The organism is Neohoeflea coraliihabitans (assembly GCF_019334345.1).
Classification (GTDB): Bacteria; Pseudomonadota; Alphaproteobacteria; order Rhizobiales; family Rhizobiaceae; genus Pseudohoeflea; species Pseudohoeflea coraliihabitans.
In genome coordinates this window covers 695,018-711,610 of sequence record NZ_JAHWQX010000002.1, presented here as the reverse complement: position 1 = coordinate 711,610, position 16,593 = coordinate 695,018, and the positions used below count along the sequence as shown (strand labels likewise).

Genomic DNA, 16,593 nt, shown 5'->3' with positions numbered 1-16,593 from the left:
TACACATGGACAGACGCAATTTTCTCGCAACAAGCGGTGCGCTCGCTCTGAGCTCCACCCTGCCACGCATGGCATTCGCACAGGACAACACCATCACCTTCGGCGGCTCCATACCGATGACCGGCGGAGCAGCAGAGACCGGGCTCAACGTTCTCAACGGTTATCGCTGTGCCGTGAAGTACATCAATGAGGAAATGGGAGGCGCCGAGATCGGCGGCGAAAAGTACCAGCTGGCGCTGAACCTTTTCGACGATGCCAGCGACCCCTCCCGTGCCACCACCCTCATTCAGAGTCAGGTCGATGAAGGCATCGACTTCTTCCTCGGCTCTTTCGGTTCGAGCATCGTGCTGCCGACATGCGCCATCACCGAGGCGGCCGGACGCATCATGGTTCAGGCTGGCGGTGGCTCCGACCTGATCTTCACCCAGGGCCGCGAGCGCGTGTTCGGCATCTTCCCGCGCGCTTCGAAACAGTTCGTCTCTTCGGTCAACATGTTCACCTCGCTTGATCCGAAGGTGGAGACGGTCAGCATCCTCTATACCAACAACGCCTTCTCGAAGTTCCAGGCCGAGGGCGCGCGCACCAGCCTGGAAGAGGCTGGGATCAAGGTGCTTGATTTCATCGCCCTGCCGGCCCAGGTCAACGATGTCTCCAACGTCCTGACAACGATCCGTGAAAACACGCCGGACGTGCTGGTCTGCACCACCCATGACGAGCCCTCGATCCTGATCGCCCGGCAGATGGTGGCGACCAACACCAATGTGCCGATGCTCTACCAGACGCTCGGCCCGCAGACGGCCGGCTACCGCGATGCGCTCGGCAACTACGCCAACGGTGTCGTCACCCAGGCCTACTGGTCCGAGCGCGCGCCCTATTCCGGCGATTACTTCGGGTCGGCAGCGGACTTCGCCAAGTACTACAACGCAAACTTCGAACGCGAACTGACCTATCACATGGCCAGCGGCGCGGCGTGCATCGTGTCCTACGTGCAGGCGGCAAAGAATGCCGGCACGCTTGAGGTGGGCGCGGTTCGCGATGCCCTGGCGGCCCTCGACTTCGAGTGCTTCTATGGCCAGATCCGCTTCACCGAGGATGGCGACGGCGATGCGGCATTGCTTGGTCCGCTTCTCATCCAGCGCCAGGACGGCGAGATGGAAGTCATCGCGCCGGCCGAAGGCGCGTCGGCCGAGCCGATCTACCCGGCCCCGACCTGGGAAGAACGGGCCTGACCCCACGATCCCCTGCCGGCGGCCTTGGCCGCCGGCAGCTCCACCAATGCCCACCCGGCGATACCATCCGCCCTGAAAAGGTCTTTGCATGAGCGCCTTGCCCATTCTCGAACTCGGTCCCGATCCGCGCGAGCGCGGTCGGGTGCATGGCGAAAGCCTGGCCGATGCCGTCCGGGCCAATGTCGAAACCTATCTGGCGCGCTTTGCCGAAGCCGGCGCCAGCCGTTCCGATGTCATGCAGCAGGCCGAGGCGTGGCTGGGCTGCATCCGCCGCGAGAACGTCGAATATGCCGAGGAGATGGAGGGAATTGCCGAAGCCTCCAATATTCCGCTGGTCGAAGTGGCAATGCTCAATGCGCGCTACGAAATCACCTATCTGGCCTTCGGTTCGGAAGCATCGGCGGTCAACCAGAAGCTCGAGCAGGAAGGCTGCACCTCATTTGGCCTGATGCCGGAAGCGTCCGCCTCGGGCCACACGCTGCTGTGCCAGAACTGGGACTGGCTGCAGCAGGTCAGGGGCCGCACATTTATTCAGCGGGTGACGCGCGGCGGCGCGCCAGGCAATGGCAAGCCGGATTTCATCGGCTTCAGCGAGGCCGGCATTGTCGGCTCCAAAATGGGCGTCAATGCCGCCGGGATCGGACTTTGCGTCAACGGTCTGGTCAGCGGTGAGGATGGCACCACCGGCATGCGCAAGCCCTTCCATGTTCGCTGCCGCGAAATTCTCGATGCCTGGCGCTTTGACCAGGCCCTGTTGCCGATCGTGCAGACCGATCGTACGGCGTCCAGCAACTTCCTGATCGGCCACGCCGACGGCGAGATCATCGATATCGAGGCCACGCCGCGTCACTGTGCCTATATCCATCCCACCGATGGTCTTGTCGTGCATGCCAATCACCTGGTTCGCGAAAACCGCACCACATCGGAGATGGAGCGTATCGCTCCCAATTCGCTGTATCGCGGTGCACGGGTCGATCGTCACCTGCGCCGCGACATTGGCAAGATCGGTCTGCCCGAGATCAAGGCAGCGATCACCGATCATTTCTCCTGGCCGGCCGCCGTATGCCGCCACGCCGATGAAGCGCTGCCGCGTGCCAAGCGCGTGATCACTGTGGCGGCAATCGTCATCGATCTCAACGAGCGCGTGCTGTACGCCACGGACGGGCCCCCTTGCGAGGCCGAGTTGCAGGCTTTCCCACTCGAACCTGGCGCCGTCCGTTCCGACGCCGCTTGAGAGGAGTTTTTCCATGGACGACATGACACCCATCTCCTGGCCGAATGGCGCGCGCTGCGCCGTCATGCTGACCTTCGATTTCGATGCGGAAACACTTTGGCTGTCGCGGGATCCGGACAATGCGCGGCGTCCCGGGGTGCTGTCGCAGGGCATTTATGGCGCCAGGACAGGGGTGCCGAAAATACTGGAACTGCTGCGGGAAGAGGATTTGAAGGGGACCTTCTTCGTGCCCGGGTGGACGGCCGACAAGTACCAGGACCGGATGGAAGCCATTGCCGCCGGCGGACATGAAATCGGGCATCATGGCTATCTGCATGAATGGATCGATCCGGACTATCCGGACAAGGAACGCGAGGCACTCGAGAAAGGGCTGGAGTCCTTGCAAAGGACCGTTGGCGTCAAGCCGAAAGGCTACCGCTCTCCGGCCGGCGAGACGTCCGGGAACATGATCGGCCTGCTGCAGGAATACGGCTTCCTTTATGACAGTTCGCTGATGGACCATATCAGCCCCTATCGCCATACGCTCGATGACGGCTCACGCGGCCCGGTCGAACTGCCATGGCACTGGAGTCTCGACGACGCGCCCTACGCTCTTTTCGCGATCAAGACTCCGCGCCCGATTTTCACCAATGAACACATTCTGAGCGTCTGGAAGGAAGAGTTCAGCGAAATCTATCGCTGGGGCGGACTCGTCAATATCGTCACCCATCCGCAAATCATCGGCCGGCCATCGCGGCTGGCCATGCTGCGTGAATTCATCGCCTTCGTGCGGCGTCACCCGGATGTCTGGTTTGCCACCGGATCGGAAGTGGCATCGGCCTGGGCCGGGCTGGAAGGCGCGTAGGATCCGAAATGTTTCTTTTCCTTCAAACCACGTTGAACGGACTGGTGCTCGGCGGGCTCTATTCGCTCGCCGCAGTGGGGTTTTCGCTGATCTTCGGCGTCCTCGGCATCGTCAATCTGACGCATGGCATCTTCGTCGTGGCCGGCGCGTTCGGCGCGCTGGTGCTCTACAACGAGTTCGGGCTCGACCCGCTGCTGGCCATGCTGCCGGTCGGCATCGTGCTGTTTGCGGTTGGCTATATTTATCAGCGCACGGTCATCCACTGGGCAATTTCGCGTGCTTCTCTGGTGGCCTCCCTGGTCGTGACCTTCGGGGTGGCGATGATCGGGCGCAATCTGATGCAGTTGACCTTCGGTCCCGACGCGCATTCGATCACTCCGAGCTACAGTTTCAGCAGCCTGACCTTCGGACCCCTGCAGATCGATGTGGTGCGCGTGGTGGCGCTTGGCGCGAGCCTCGTTCTGCTGTTGCTGCTGGCGCTGGTGCTCGCCAAGACGCATTTCGGCCGTGCCGTCCGCGCCACGGCGCAGCAGCCGCTGGCAGCGGAGCTTTCCGGCCTTAACGTGCAACGCCTGCATGGCCTGACCTTCGGCATCAGCGCCGCCTTGGCCGGTGCATCCGGTGCGATCATCGGCATTGTCCAGCCCTTCACGCCCGCCAGCGAGGTCGCCTGGACCCTGAACGCGTTCATCGTGGTGGTGCTCGGAGGCATCGGAAGCCCCGCCGGGGCTCTGGTCGGCGGTATCCTGCTCGGGCTCATCAATGCTTACACCGCTCAGTATATCGGTCCGTCACTGACCCAGGCGGCAATGTTCCTGGTGCTTGTTTTGATGCTCCTTCTCCGCCCGAACGGACTTTTGGGCAATGCTTTCGGGGAAAGCCGATGAACCGGTCCCTTGCCATCATTGCAGCACTGGCCGCCCTCATTGTCATTGCGGTGTTGCCGCTCTGGATGCCACCTTTTTACACCCGTGTTGTCCAGCTCTTCTTCTTCTCCGCGGCGCTCGCCACGGCCTGGAACATTCTGGGCGGATACACCGGCTATTGGAGCTTCGGTCACACCGTCTTCATCGGCATCGGCGCCTTCGCCTCGGCGCATCTTGTCACCCATCTCGGCCCGTTCGGATCCGGGCCATGGTCAATGGTTGTTCCCGTCTTGCTGTCGGGACTGATCTGCGGCCTGTTTGCAGCTATCCTCGCCTATCCGATCCTGCGGTTGCGCGGCATCTATTTCGCCATTGCGATGCTGGGCGTCGGTCAGGTGGTCGGTGAACTGGTCACCAACATTTCCTGGTTCCAGGGGGGCGTCGGCGTGTTTCTCGCAGCACCCGTCCCGCAAGGCATGCCGCCGGAGCAGTTTTTCTACTATCTCTTCGCAGGGTTGCTGATCTTGTGTCTGGCGGTCTCGTTCTGGGTGCGCCATTCTCGTTTCGGTTATGCGTTGCTGGCGATCCGCGAGGACGAGGATACGGCAATGATGCTTGGCGTGGCCACCGAGCGCTACAAGATCGCCGCCTTCGTGATGTCGGCGGTCCTCGTCGGACTTCTTGGCGCCGTCTACGGCTACACGGTTGGCTACTTCACCACCTCCAGCGTGTTCCGGCTCGACTTCTCGCTGAACATGATCGTGTTCTGTCTGATCGGCGGCATCGGCACGCTGTTCGGCCCCGTCATTGGCACGGCGGTGATGCTGTTGCTGACGCAGGTGCTGCTCTCCGGCTTCCTCGACATCCACCTCCTGATCACCGGCGTGATCGTGGTGGCCATCATCCTGATCATGCCGGGAGGCATACTCGGAGCGCTGCGCCCGAAAAGGCGCGCCAGCGCCAGCAAGGCAGAGCCCGCCGCGAAGGTGCAGTCATGAGCAAGACAATTTTATCAGGCCGTGCGGTTACCAAGAAGTTCCGCGGACTGACGGCGATCGAAGACGTCGAGTTCGACATCCCGGAAGGCGCCATCTACGGTCTCATCGGACCCAACGGCGCCGGCAAGTCGACCTTGTTCAACCTGATCACCGGCTACTATGCGCTGACCAGCGGCGAGATTCGTTTTTTCGACAGGGATCTGGCTTCGCTGCCGACCTATCGGCGCAACCAGGCAGGTATCGCTCGCGCCTTTCAGATTTCCAAGCCATTCCCGGCCCTGACAGTGCGCGAGAATGTGCGTGTCGGCGCCATGTTCGGTAAGCCGGAGCGCACCAATTTTGACATCGTGACGGATGAGGCCCTGTCCATTGCCGGCATCACCGAGCTCGCCGACCGGACAGCGGAAGGTCTGACGGTGGGCGCGCTGCGCAAGCTGGAGATTGCCCGCGCCGTGGCGACGCGGCCAAAGCTGTTGCTGGCCGACGAGCCGTGTGCTGGCCTCAATCCCACCGAAACCGAGGAAATGGTGCAATGCCTGCGTAATGTGCGCGAGCGTGGCACCACCGTCTGGCTGGTTGAACACGATATGCGGGCGGTGACCAGCATTTGCGACCGCATCATCGTCATCGATGCCGGACGCAAGATCGCCGAGGGAACACCGCGCGAGGTGGTCAACAATCCCAAGGTCATCGCCGCCTATCTGGGAACGCCCGTCGAAGACGGCAACTGAGACGACATGCTGCGCGGTAGGATATCCAGCCTGACAGTCCCGATACGCGGCGTCATCCGGCACCAGACCAGCCTCACGCTCCTGCAAGGCGCAGGCGCATGACGTTGTCATTTGAAAGCGATCTGCCGCCCAGCGAAGCCATCGACGCGGCGCCGTTGTTGCGCGGCATCGTCGATTGGGTCGAGATGGAAACTCCGAGCGACCGTCCGGACCTGATCGACGTGCTGCTCGACAGTGTCGAGGCGAGCTTCGAAGGCCTGCCGGTGCAGCGCCGCCGCGTTCCCGGACGCGATGGCTGTGGCGGACAACTGATCCTGCGCTACGCTCCGGCCGGTGTCTCTGGCGCGCCGCTGCTGTTCATGGGGCATGTCGATACCGTCTGGGATGCCGGCACCCTGGCCGAGCGACCGGTGCGGCGCGAGGGAGATCAGGTCTTTGGGCCTGGCATTTTCGACATGAAGGCCGGCTCCTATCTTGCCACCGAAACGGTGCGTCGCATCGCGGCTGCCGGCCTGATACCGCCCCGGCCAATCATCGTCTATCTCAATGCAGACGAGGAAATTGGCAGCCTGACCTCGCGTGACACGATCGAAGAGCTTGCTCGGGAGGCCGCCCTGGTTCTGGTCCCCGAACCGTCCGTCGGCGCAGCCGGCACGGTGGTGACGGCGCGCAAGGGATGGGCCCGGTTCTCGCTGGTCGCCCAAGGGGTCTCCGCGCATGCCGGTGGCAATCTCGCCGACGGGCGCAGCGCCATTCGAGAAATCGCCCAGCATATTCTGCAGATCGAGAGCCTCAACGACACCGAACCCGCAGCCAGCTTCAATGTCGGAACGGTGGCCGGCGGAACACGGGCCAATGTCGTGCCGGATCATGCGGCCATTGAAATCGATATGCGGGTTGAGGACATGCCGACGGCCGAGCGTCTGATTGCTGAAATGCTCGATCGTCGCGCCGTCGGCAAGGATATCGCGCTGCACGTCTCAGGCGGGTTGAACCGCCCGCCCTTCGTGCGCTCTCCCGCCGTACATCGGCTCTATGAAGCCACCTGTGCGCTGGCGAAATATCTGAAATTGCCGATGGCCGAAGCCTCGCGCGGCGGCGTCTCGGACGGGAATTTTGCCGCGGCGCTTGGAAAGCCCGTGCTCGATGGTCTCGGTTGCAGCGGTGGCGGCGCGCATGCGCTGCACGAACATATTCTCGTCTCGACCATCGCCCCGCGCGCCGCCTTGATGCATGCAATGGCAATGTCGAAAACGTTTCAAACCCTTGCCGTCGACTGAGCGGCAAAGACGATCAGGAGCACCATCTTGCCAACCTCCCTGTTTTCCCCCCTCCGCCTGAAAAAGCTTGAGCTTGAAAACCGCATTGTCGTCTCGCCGATGTGCCAGTACAGCGCCGAGGATGGCAGCGCCACCGACTGGCATCTGCAGCATCTGGGCACGCTCAGCGCATCCGGCGCCGGACTTTTGGTGGTCGAAGCGACCGCCGTGTCGGCCGAGGGTCGGATCTCGCACGGCGATCTCGGTCTGTATTCCGACGCCAACGAACAAGCGCTCGGCCGCGTGGTCGCCCATTGCCGGGCGCATGGCGATGCGCGCCTTGGCATCCAGATCGGCCATGCCGGACGCAAGGCTTCCGCACAGCGGCCCTGGGAAGGCGGTGGTCCACTTGGCAGCGATGAACAGCCGTGGGAGACGATCGCTCCCTCAGCACAGCCGTTTGCCGATGGCTGGCATACGCCGCGGGCTATGACGAGCGCGGATCTCGACCGCATCCGTGATGCCCATGTTTCCGCCGCGCGCCGCGCTCTGCGACTTGGCTTCGACGCGTTGGAGGTGCATGCAGCACATGGCTATCTTATGCACGAATTCTTCTCGCCAATTGCCAATCATCGTGAGGACGAGTTTGGCGGCAGCCTTGCAGCGCGCATGCGCTATCCGCTGCTCGTGATCAAGGCGGTACGGGAGGTCTGGCCGGACGACCGGCCGCTGGGCGTGCGGATCACGGGGCGTGATTGGGTGGATGGCGGCATCACCCTTGAAGACGCCTGCGCCTTTGCCGTGCAACTGAAGGCCGTTGGTGTCGATTTCGTTTGTGTGTCGAGCGGCGGAATTTCGGCCACGGCGCGGCCCGAGGTCTTTCCGGGCTATCAATTGGCCATGGCCGAAGCGGTGCGCCAGGCCTCAGGCCTTGCGACACGCGCTGTCGGGCTCATTGCCACGCCGCAGCAGGCCGAAGAGGCGGTGAGTTCCGGCCAGGCAGACATGGTGGCTCTCGGACGCGCCTTTCTCGACAACCCGCACTGGGGCTGGCTGGCTGCGCGGGCGCTTGGCGCCGAGGTCGCAAGACCTGTCCAGTACCAGCGTGCCGCGCCGGCCGTCTGGCCCGGGGCCGACTTCGGAAACTCCTAGCCAGGCGATCTGGCCAGCCTGGCGGTTCCCGAAGAACCGCGCTCGTGGCCAACCTGACCCTCTAGCCGGGCTGTTGACTGCCGTTCTTATCGGCCGCATCCGGCGTGTCATCCTGACGCGCCGGATGCGGCGTCTTGGACCAGTGGTGTGGCCGCCACAGCAATTCTCCGATCGCAGTCCAGGCGGATGCCGACATCGCCAGCCAGTAAAGCGGCACCATCGGGATGCGCCGCCACCCGATTCCCTGGCGCTCGACCGATGTCAGTTGATTGCCAAGCAGCCAGAAACTGAGATAGCTGCCGAGAATATTGAAGACATCGACAGCCAACAGCGTGCTGCGCAGCGGATCGAAGGCCACCCCGACCCAATGTTGCACCAATACCCCACCGACCAGCAGATACATCAGCGGATGCGCCAGGGCCGAGATCAGCATGCCGCCGATGATGACCTGCATCATCACAGAACCGGATACGCCAAAGCATGCCGACAGGCGCAGCGGTTGCCGCAACAGGACGAGCCAGGTCTGGGCCCAGCCTTTCAGCCAGCGGCTGCGCTGTTTCATCCAGACTCCGAGCGTCTCGGGGGCCGCTTCAATTGTCGCGAAATGCGCCGCCTGCGTTCGGTAGCCGGCCATGCTGAGACGAAAGCCGACATCCGCATCCTCCGTGACATTATAGGGATCCCAGCCACCTATGGCGATCAGCGTCGCCGTGCGGAAATGATTTGACGTACCGCCCAGGGGAATCGGCAGACGGCAACGCGACAGGATGGGAACCACACCGCGAAACCAGCCGCCGTATTCCAGAGCAAACAACGCGGTAAGCCAGTTCCTGCGGTAATTGGCAACGGCCAGCGGCGCCTGAACGCAGCCGAGCGTCTCATCGCCCTTCTGGAAGAGCGTCCAGGCCTCAAGCAATTGCGCCGGCGCCGGGACGTCCTCGGCATCATAAATTGTCAGAAACTCACCCCGAGCGCCCGCCAAGGCATATTGCAAGGCCTTTGGCTTGGTGGCCGGCCCGTGCGGCGGTACGAGGACGATCTCGTATTGCGGTCCGCGGGCATGCGCCTTGAGAGCCGCGATCGTCGCTTCGTCGTCGCTTTCGCAGACGAACTTGATGTCCAGGCGGCTCTTGGGCCAGTGCAATTGTGCAAGCCCGCGCGTCAGTTGCGGCACCATTGCCGCCTCATCCTTCAGAGCCACAAGGATGGTGTAAACCGGCAGGCCGGGCGGCAGGCAATTGCCAAGGTCCGGTCGCGGCGGCCGCCGTCCGACAATGGCTGCCGTCAGACGCAATCCATTCGACACCAGGAAGAAAACCGTCAGTGCCAGATGCGCGCCCAGCAGGCTTGCCCGCGGCCAGAACAGCACCGCAGCCAGCACACCCCATTGCAGCAGACCCAGCACATAGGCCTGCCCACCCGACACGACGTCGCGGGCACTGGCGCGCCGATGCTGCTCATGCAGCGCACCGGTGGTCATGCGAATGCGCTCGCCTTCACCAGCCTGCCAGACGGCCCGGCGGATGACGTCGGGCGCCGCCACCGCCAATCGCCTTTTGATGTTCGGGTGCACCAGCACGCGATTTTTTTCACGCGCGAAATCGCGTGCGGTTGGCGTGATGACCGTCAGGACCTCCCCATCCACCACGGCCCGCACCGGCCCGTTCCGGCGCAAAAGGATGTCGGCATGGCGGTTGACGAGCAGGCTGTCGGGCTCGATATGCTCGAGATGACGAACACCGAGTTGCTGTGCGCACCAACGGTAATAGACATCGGGGTCGAGGGTCCCGGCGGCCAGCAATTCGGCTTCGACGCTCGTGCCATTGTACTGCGCTGCGCGCGCGGCAGCGCAGATGGCCGGTTTACCCAGGCCGCAGCTCTTGAAGAGATGAACCTCCTCCTCAAGGGCCGGGTCAGAACCGGCGTCGGAAGCAAAATCGCTCACCAACCGCAGATGCGCGCGGCTTGCTCCGGCAGACGGGACGGTGGGCACTGGCTTGTTTGGCGCCATGACTCTGCTACACACCAAGAGGGAAGGGGAGACGTACAACCGTGATGGTAGCAGAAGCTGCAAATGGGGCATCCCTGCCATTGAGGGGGGAAAGCGGCCCGTTCCGGTGGGTGAGTGCATTTTTATGCCTTCTTATGCTCGTCACACCGCTTGCGGCCGCGCCGCAAATCCCCAACTACGTCGATCCGGATGAGCGCCTCAGCGCCCCTGAACTGTCGACGCGAACGCGGCTTCGCTTTCTCACCACCGTTGATTTTCCACCGTTCAATTTTCTCGATCAGTCGCAGCGGCTTGCCGGTTTCAACGTCGATCTGGCGCGCGCCATCTGCGAGGTGCTCGAGGCTCTCGAAGTCTGCCAGATTCAGGCGCTTCCCTGGACCGAATTGGAACTGGCGCTCACCAGCGGCCAGGGTGAAGCCATCATAGCCGGCACCGCTGTCACCGCCGAGACGCGCAATTCCTTTCGCTTCACCCGCCCGTATCTCGAGCTGCCGGCGCGCTTTGTCGTCCCTGACAAAATGCAGAGTGCCGACGCTGAGGTCATCATGGCGCTGGATGGCAAACGGGTCGGTGTCATCGCCGGCTCGGCGCATGAGGCGATGTTGCGCAGCTGGTTTCCGGCGTTGCGGCCCGTCACCTTCGAGCGCCTCCAATGGGCGCATGATGCCTTGCGCGAGGACAATGTCGATGCGCTTTTCGCAGATGGCGTGCAATTGTCCTTCTGGCTGCAAAGCCGTGCTGCGGCGGGCTGCTGCCGCTTCCTTGGCGGGCCTTATCGTTCCGCGCACTTCCTTGGCGAGGGTCTCGCCATCGCCGTTGCCCCTGAAGACAAGGAGCTGGCCGCCGCATTCGACCATGCCCTGTGGCAGCTCAACCGCAATGGACGCTTTGCCGAACTCTATCTGCGATGGTTCCCTGCCGGATTGTACTAACGCGCCCGGTGCCGGAACGGCAGCAGCAGCGACCACCACAATTGCATCGGCTCCTTCCCGCGCCATTCCTTCAGCCCGACCTCGATATCTCTCTCTCCCCGCCGCGGTCGTGCCGTATAAGTGGCAAACAGGCGATCCCAGAACGAAAAGTTGAAGCCGTAATTGCTGTCGGTCTCGCGCCGATCCGTGGAATGATGGGTGCGGTGCATGTCGGGCGTGACGATCACCAGGCGCAGCACTCTGTCAACGGATGGCGGCAGGTAGAGATTGGCATGGTTGAACATCGCCGCTCCGTTCAAAACGATCTCGAACAAAAGGACAGCAATGGGCGGGGCACCCAGCGCGATGATGATGGCTGCTTTCCAGACCATCGACAGGACGATTTCGAGTGGATGGAAGCGGAGCGCCGTCGTCAGATCGATCCCGGTATCCGCATGGTGCATCTGGTGGATGCGCCACAAGAGGGACCATTTGTGACTTGCCAGATGCTCGAGCCAGATAACGAAATCGAGTACCACAAAGGCGATGAGGCCAGCCAGCCAGCCGGGCAGGGCGAGATGCGCAAACAGGCCGATCTGAGCCTCCTGCGCCCACAGCGCGGTACCGACGGCCGCCAGCGGGAAGACCAGACGCAAGGCCAGCGACGACAGAAGAACGATCGACAGATTGGTAAACCAGCGCCGCGATTTCAATGCGCCCGCCAGTTCCGCCCGTTCAAGCCGAGGTGCCGCCAGTTCGAGCACCGTCAGGGCCAGGAAGATGGTGGCAAAGGCGCCCAGGCGCGCAAGCGGCTCGCTGAAGCCGAATAGTGAAAGCTCGTCCATGCTGTTCCTCATTGACCATGCAAAGCGCACCGTCTCGCCACATCATCTTGAGGCAAAGTCACCATCGTTCCAGACACGAAACGGTGATGTCAGGTCGGCGCCGGCAGTCAGGCGTGCCGGAAACGGGCCATCGCGCCACGCTCGATCGCCGCGCAGGTCAGCTTGTCGAGACCCAGGCGGTCACGCAGCAGCTGCAGGAGCCGGATTTCCTCCTGCTGGATGTTGTAGTCAGCAGCGGCGATTTCGACCGCCAGCGCATAGGCCGTATCGATCAGCCGGTGCGGCACCGTGTCACGGATCACCTCGAGCACGATGTCCAACCCTTCCGGACCCTCGAGCAGCCGGGCGCAATCGCGACAGACATCGACCAGACGGTTCTCGTCAAAACCCTTGAAGACGGGCAGGAACTGCACCAGCCGGCCGATTCGCGCCATTTCCGCATCGTTCATCGCCGTATCGACGGCAGACATCATGACCATCAGATAGATCAGGGCTTCCTGCGGGGTGACTTGCTTGGACATGCTGACCTTCCGGATCTTTGCGGGTGATCAGACAATAGGTATTCGCAGGCCGGGCCACAAGACCAGGCCAGGTGCCCGGGACATAGAGTCCGCGCAAAACCCCTGCAATTGCGGTGCGGCCACGCAGCTACTGGCTGGCCCACACGATGCGCGCCATCCAGTCGATCTCGCTGGGCTTGAAGCTCCGGTTTGGATGATCGGGATTGAGGGAAGTCAGTTCGATGCCCCGCGGCCCGTTGCGTTGCAGCACCTTGGCCATCACCTCGCCCTCGCGCGAGCGCACCACGACACGATCGCCGCGCCGCACCTGCGCACCCGGTTCGACAATCAGGATGTCGCCATCCCGGTATAACGGCATCATGCTGTCGCCCTGCACCTCAAGCGCGTAGACGCCGGTCCCGGCCGATGGATGCGCCGGAAAATCCACCATGTCCCAGCCCTGGCCGGCCGGGAAACCGCCATCGTCGAAAAACCCGCCGGCACCGGCCTGAGCAAAGCCCAGCAGCGGAATGGAACTTTGCTGCGGCGGAAAGAGCCCGTGCGGGATAAGGTCTTCGCTCTCCGGCATCTTGCCTGTCTCAGCCTGTTTTCCCTCTCCCGCCGACCGTTCTGCGTCAGCATGATCGTGCGCTGCCGCTCCGTTAAGCTCGAAAAAGGCGTCCAGGGAACTGCCGGTGGCCTGCAGCACCTTGGACAGCGATTCCGTTGACGGCCACCGGGCCCGACCGTCACTGCCACAGCGCTTCGATTTGTTGAAAGATGTCGGATCAAGTCCGGCGCGCCGCGCCAGACCGGAAGCGGTCAGCCCGTGCGATGCCGCCAGTCTGTCGATCGCCTCCCAGATGCGGTCATGCGAAAGCATCGTGATGTCCGTTGTTGTCATTCGAAGCGCCATACTAGCCGAATGCACACGCCATCGTAAAGGCCAATAGGAAAATTGTCCTCGAAAATCACCGCCAGCACCGGGTCCGCTTTATCGCGACAAGCGACCTCAGGAGGGCACTCGAAAGGCCGCTCTGCCGCTCGCCAAGGCCGCATCGAGATGTTCGATACGATCCTGACCCCAGAACGGCTCGCCCTGATAGACGTAAGCTGGCACGCCAACGACGTCCGCTTCCACCGCCTCCTGTGAGTTGCGGTCCCGAATATCTTTGATGCGTTCGGTTTTCGCCTCGGCAAGCGCAGGGACCGGATCGAAACCACACTGCGACAGGTAGGAGGCGAGCACGGCCTCATCGGCGACATTGTCCTCTTCGGCCCACACGCCGGCCAGCACCTTGCCGACAAAATAACGTGGATCCTGGCCATCTTGATGCAATGCGATGGCCACGCAATCGGCCAGCGATGCGTCGACGGGGAAGTGCTTCGGTTTCGGATTCAGCGGCACATTGCGAAAACTGGCCAGGCGCTGCAGTTCAATCAATCGCAAGCGCTGCCGCACAGCTGGCCGTTCCTGGAGCGGCTTGGCCCCCGAAACCTCCCAGATGCGCGCCAGATTGACCGGCTTGAAACGCAATTCGGCCTTGTGCCGCTCCGCAACGTCGCAGATCAGGCGATGACCGAGATAGGTGAAGGGGGAGGCGCTGTAGAAGTAATAATCGATGGCCGCCATATGGAACTCCCAGGGCAATGTCTCGCAGCAGATTGCGCCTTGCGGCGCGCACTGGCAAGCCGGCCGCGGCAACCGGCCCGAATGTCGGCTTTCCCCCATGGAAAACGGGCCCGAAGGCCCGTCATTTCCCAAGGCGATCCGGCGACCCCCCTAGGCGGCCACCTTTTGGCTGCCATAGGGGTCGAACCGCTCGTAGAAGGTCTGACCCTTTTCCGCCATCTCGACGAGCAGCTTCGGTGCCTTGAACTGCTTGCCATATTTCCGTTGCAGACGCTTGCACAACGCGACGAAATCAGCGGCGCCCATCTCGTCGATATACGACAGCGCGCCGCCGGTGTAAGGCGCAAATCCGAAGCCGAGAATGGTGCCAACGTCAGCCTCGCGGGGGTCAGTGACGATGCCTTCCTCCATGGTGCGGGCCGCTTCCAGCGCGATGGTGACCAGAAAGCGAGCCTTCAGTTCCTCGATCGAGATGGCATCGGCATCCTGCTGCGGATAAAGGGTCTTCAGCTGCGGCCACAGGTGCTTCTTCGCCGGCTTCTCCGGATAATCATAAAAGCCCTTGCCGTTCTTGCGCCCGAGCCGGCCTTCCTTTTCGACCATGGTCTCGATGAGTTCGAGATGGCCCGGATCGACCGCCTTGTCGCCGAGATCGGCAATGGCGGCACGCATGATCTTCAGGTTGAGGTCAATTGCCACCTCGTCGCTGAGCGACAACGGGCCGACCGGCATGCCGGCCATTTTCGCCGCGTTCTCGATCATCGCCGGCGGCACGCCTTCGATCAGCATGTTGTAGGCTTCGTTCATGTAGCGCAGCACGCAGCGATTGACGAAGAAGCCGCGCGTGTCGTTGACGACAATCGGCGTCTTTCTGATCGCCGCCACATAGTCCAGCGCCACGGCAAGCGCCTTGTCCGAGGTCCGCCGCCCGAGGATGATCTCGGTCAGCATCATCTTGTCGACCGGCGAGAAGAAATGAATGCCGATGAAATTCTTCGCCCGCTTGGAGTTTTTCGCAAGGCCGCTGATCGGCAGCGTCGAGGTATTCGAGGCATAGATACAGGAGGGCCGGATATGCGCCTCGACCGCCTCGGTCACGGCTTTCTTGATCTCGCGGTCCTCAAACACCGCCTCAATCACCAGATCGACGTCACTGAGATCGGCATAGTCGGTCGACGGCGTGATCAGCGACAGCAGCTTCTCGCCGGCCTCCTTGCTCGTCTTGCCGCGCTGCACGCCCTTTTTGACGAGGTTCTCCGAATAGGCCTTGCCCTTTTCGGCTGCCGCCATCTCGCGATCGATCAGCACCACCGGCAAGCCGGCCTTGGCCGTGACATAGGCAATGCCGGCACCCATGAAGCCGGCACCGACAACCCCGATCTTGCGCAGTTTCGTCGGCTTGACGTCATCGGGACGGCGCGCGCCCTTGTTCAATTCCTGCAGCGAGATGAACAGCGAGCGGATCATCGCCCGCGCTTCCGGCGTTTGCAGGATATGCGCGAAATAGCGTTGCTCGATTCTCAGGCCGAGATCGATCGGCACCTGCAGACCTTCAAAGACCGATTTCAGAATGGCAGTTGCCGCCGGGTAGTTGCCTTGCGTCTCGCGCCTGAGGATCGCCGAGGCGGCCGGCCACAATTGCGCGCCCTGCTTCGACCAGACGGGACCGCCGGGTGCCTTGAAGCCCTTTTCGTCCCAGGGCTGCACCGGCTTGAGGCCGTCGCGGATCATCGCCTTGGCCGTTTCGACCAGCTTCTTCGGCTCGGCGATCTCGTGGATCAGCCCCATCGCCTTGGCGCGCTTCGGATCAAGCGACTGACCGGTGGTCATCATCTGCAACGCATCCTGTGCGTTGGTCAGGCGTGGCACACGCTGCGTGCCGCCGGCGCCCGGGAAAATGCCAACCTTGACTTCCGGCAGTGCCATCTTGACCGACGGCGCATCGGCCGCGACCCGGCCGTGGCAGGCCAGCGACAATTCAAACGCGCCGCCCATGCAGGTGCCGTTGATCGCCGAGACCCACGGTTTGCCGCAGGTTTCGATCTTGCGGTACAGCCAGGTCATACGGCCGACCAGATCAAAGATGATCTGCTGCGCCGCCTCCGGGTCCTTGGCCATTTCCTTCTTGGCGGTCTCGAACATGGCCGTGATCATCGTCAGATCGGCACCGCCCGAGAAGCTTGATTTGCCGGAGGTGAAGACAACACCCTTGATGTCGTCCGCTGCCACAACCCGGTCGGTCATCGCATCGAGTTCCTCGAGAACCTCAAGCGTGAACACGTTCATCGACCTGTCGGGCATGTCCCACGTGATCAGCGCAATACCGTCGGCGTCAGTCTCGAATGAAAAGTTGGTGTAATCGGTCATGTAACTTTCTCCT

Annotated in this window: 15 protein-coding genes; 9 read left to right on the top strand and 6 right to left on the bottom strand. The window is 62.5% G+C overall.

The genetic code is table 11. From position 1 onward, the window contains the following. The first annotated feature begins 5 nt into the window (after positions 1-5). The 8 genes from KY465_RS09315 to KY465_RS09280 all read left to right on the top strand — a co-directional run bounded on the left by KY465_RS09315 (position 6) and on the right by KY465_RS09280 (position 8,313). The gene (locus KY465_RS09315) at positions 6-1,229 is read left to right on the top strand and encodes an amino acid ABC transporter substrate-binding protein (protein ID WP_219201384.1); all 1,224 of its coding nucleotides are present in this window, start codon (positions 6-8) and stop codon (positions 1,227-1,229) included. A gap of 88 nt (positions 1,230-1,317) precedes the next feature. Then, positions 1,318-2,463 (top strand): C45 family autoproteolytic acyltransferase/hydrolase, encoded by a 1,146-nt coding sequence (locus KY465_RS09310; RefSeq protein ID WP_219201383.1) that lies wholly within the window; start codon positions 1,318-1,320, stop codon positions 2,461-2,463. Between the two features lie 13 nt (positions 2,464-2,476). Further along, positions 2,477-3,307, top strand: a complete 831-nt coding sequence (locus tag KY465_RS09305) for a polysaccharide deacetylase family protein (protein WP_255561542.1) — start codon at positions 2,477-2,479, stop codon at positions 3,305-3,307. An 8-nt stretch (positions 3,308-3,315) separates the two neighbouring features. Further along, positions 3,316-4,194 carry a branched-chain amino acid ABC transporter permease gene (locus KY465_RS09300; protein ID WP_219201382.1) on the top strand — a complete coding sequence of 293 codons (879 nt, stop codon included), beginning with the start codon at positions 3,316-3,318 and terminating at the stop codon, positions 4,192-4,194. Next, complete coding sequence (locus KY465_RS09295; protein ID WP_219201381.1) at positions 4,191-5,171, top strand: branched-chain amino acid ABC transporter permease; 981 nt, start codon at positions 4,191-4,193, stop codon at positions 5,169-5,171. The genes KY465_RS09300 and KY465_RS09295 overlap by 4 nt, the downstream gene beginning before the upstream one ends. After that, complete coding sequence (locus KY465_RS09290; protein WP_219201380.1) at positions 5,168-5,902, top strand: ABC transporter ATP-binding protein; 735 nt, start codon at positions 5,168-5,170, stop codon at positions 5,900-5,902. The genes KY465_RS09295 and KY465_RS09290 overlap by 4 nt, the downstream gene beginning before the upstream one ends. Before the next feature lie 98 nt (positions 5,903-6,000). Then, positions 6,001-7,182: a M20 family metallopeptidase gene (locus KY465_RS09285; RefSeq protein ID WP_219201379.1), complete on the top strand. Its 1,182-nt coding sequence runs from the start codon at positions 6,001-6,003 to the stop codon at positions 7,180-7,182. 24 nt (positions 7,183-7,206) lie between these two features. Next, positions 7,207-8,313, top strand: a complete 1,107-nt coding sequence (locus tag KY465_RS09280; protein WP_428982992.1) for an NADH:flavin oxidoreductase/NADH oxidase — start codon at positions 7,207-7,209, stop codon at positions 8,311-8,313. A 61-nt stretch (positions 8,314-8,374) separates the two neighbouring features. On the opposite strand, the gene KY465_RS09275 is transcribed toward KY465_RS09280, so the two are convergent. Then, entirely contained in the window at positions 8,375-10,258 is a 1,884-nt protein-coding gene (locus KY465_RS09275; RefSeq protein ID WP_219201377.1) for a glycosyltransferase, read from the bottom strand. 200 nt (positions 10,259-10,458) lie between these two features. Between KY465_RS09275 and KY465_RS09270 the strand changes: the two genes are divergently transcribed. Next, a complete protein-coding gene (locus KY465_RS09270) occupies positions 10,459-11,256 on the top strand; it encodes a transporter substrate-binding domain-containing protein (RefSeq protein WP_219201376.1) in 798 nt (265 codons plus the stop codon). Here KY465_RS09270 and KY465_RS09265 read toward each other — a convergent pair. From KY465_RS09265 to KY465_RS09245, 5 genes are all read right to left on the bottom strand, one after another. Continuing rightward, positions 11,253-12,080: a sterol desaturase family protein gene (locus tag KY465_RS09265; protein WP_219201375.1), complete on the bottom strand. Its 828-nt coding sequence runs from the start codon at positions 12,078-12,080 to the stop codon at positions 11,253-11,255. The two genes, KY465_RS09270 and KY465_RS09265, sit on opposite strands and share 4 nt — an antisense overlap. Positions 12,081-12,187: 107 nt before the next feature. Continuing rightward, on the bottom strand, positions 12,188-12,601 hold the full coding sequence (locus tag KY465_RS09260) for a tellurite resistance TerB family protein (RefSeq protein ID WP_219201374.1): 414 nt from the start codon (positions 12,599-12,601) through the stop codon (positions 12,188-12,190). 127 nt (positions 12,602-12,728) lie between these two features. Further along, positions 12,729-13,463, bottom strand: coding sequence for a S24 family peptidase (locus tag KY465_RS09255; RefSeq protein ID WP_219201750.1), 735 nt, complete (start codon positions 13,461-13,463; stop codon positions 12,729-12,731). Positions 13,464-13,592: 129 nt separating this feature from the next. Then, positions 13,593-14,213: a 2-hydroxychromene-2-carboxylate isomerase gene (locus KY465_RS09250; RefSeq protein ID WP_219201373.1), complete on the bottom strand. Its 621-nt coding sequence runs from the start codon at positions 14,211-14,213 to the stop codon at positions 13,593-13,595. Between the two features lie 150 nt (positions 14,214-14,363). Continuing rightward, positions 14,364-16,580, bottom strand: a complete 2,217-nt coding sequence (locus KY465_RS09245; protein WP_219201372.1) for a 3-hydroxyacyl-CoA dehydrogenase NAD-binding domain-containing protein — start codon at positions 16,578-16,580, stop codon at positions 14,364-14,366. Positions 16,581-16,593: the final 13 nt, after the last annotated feature.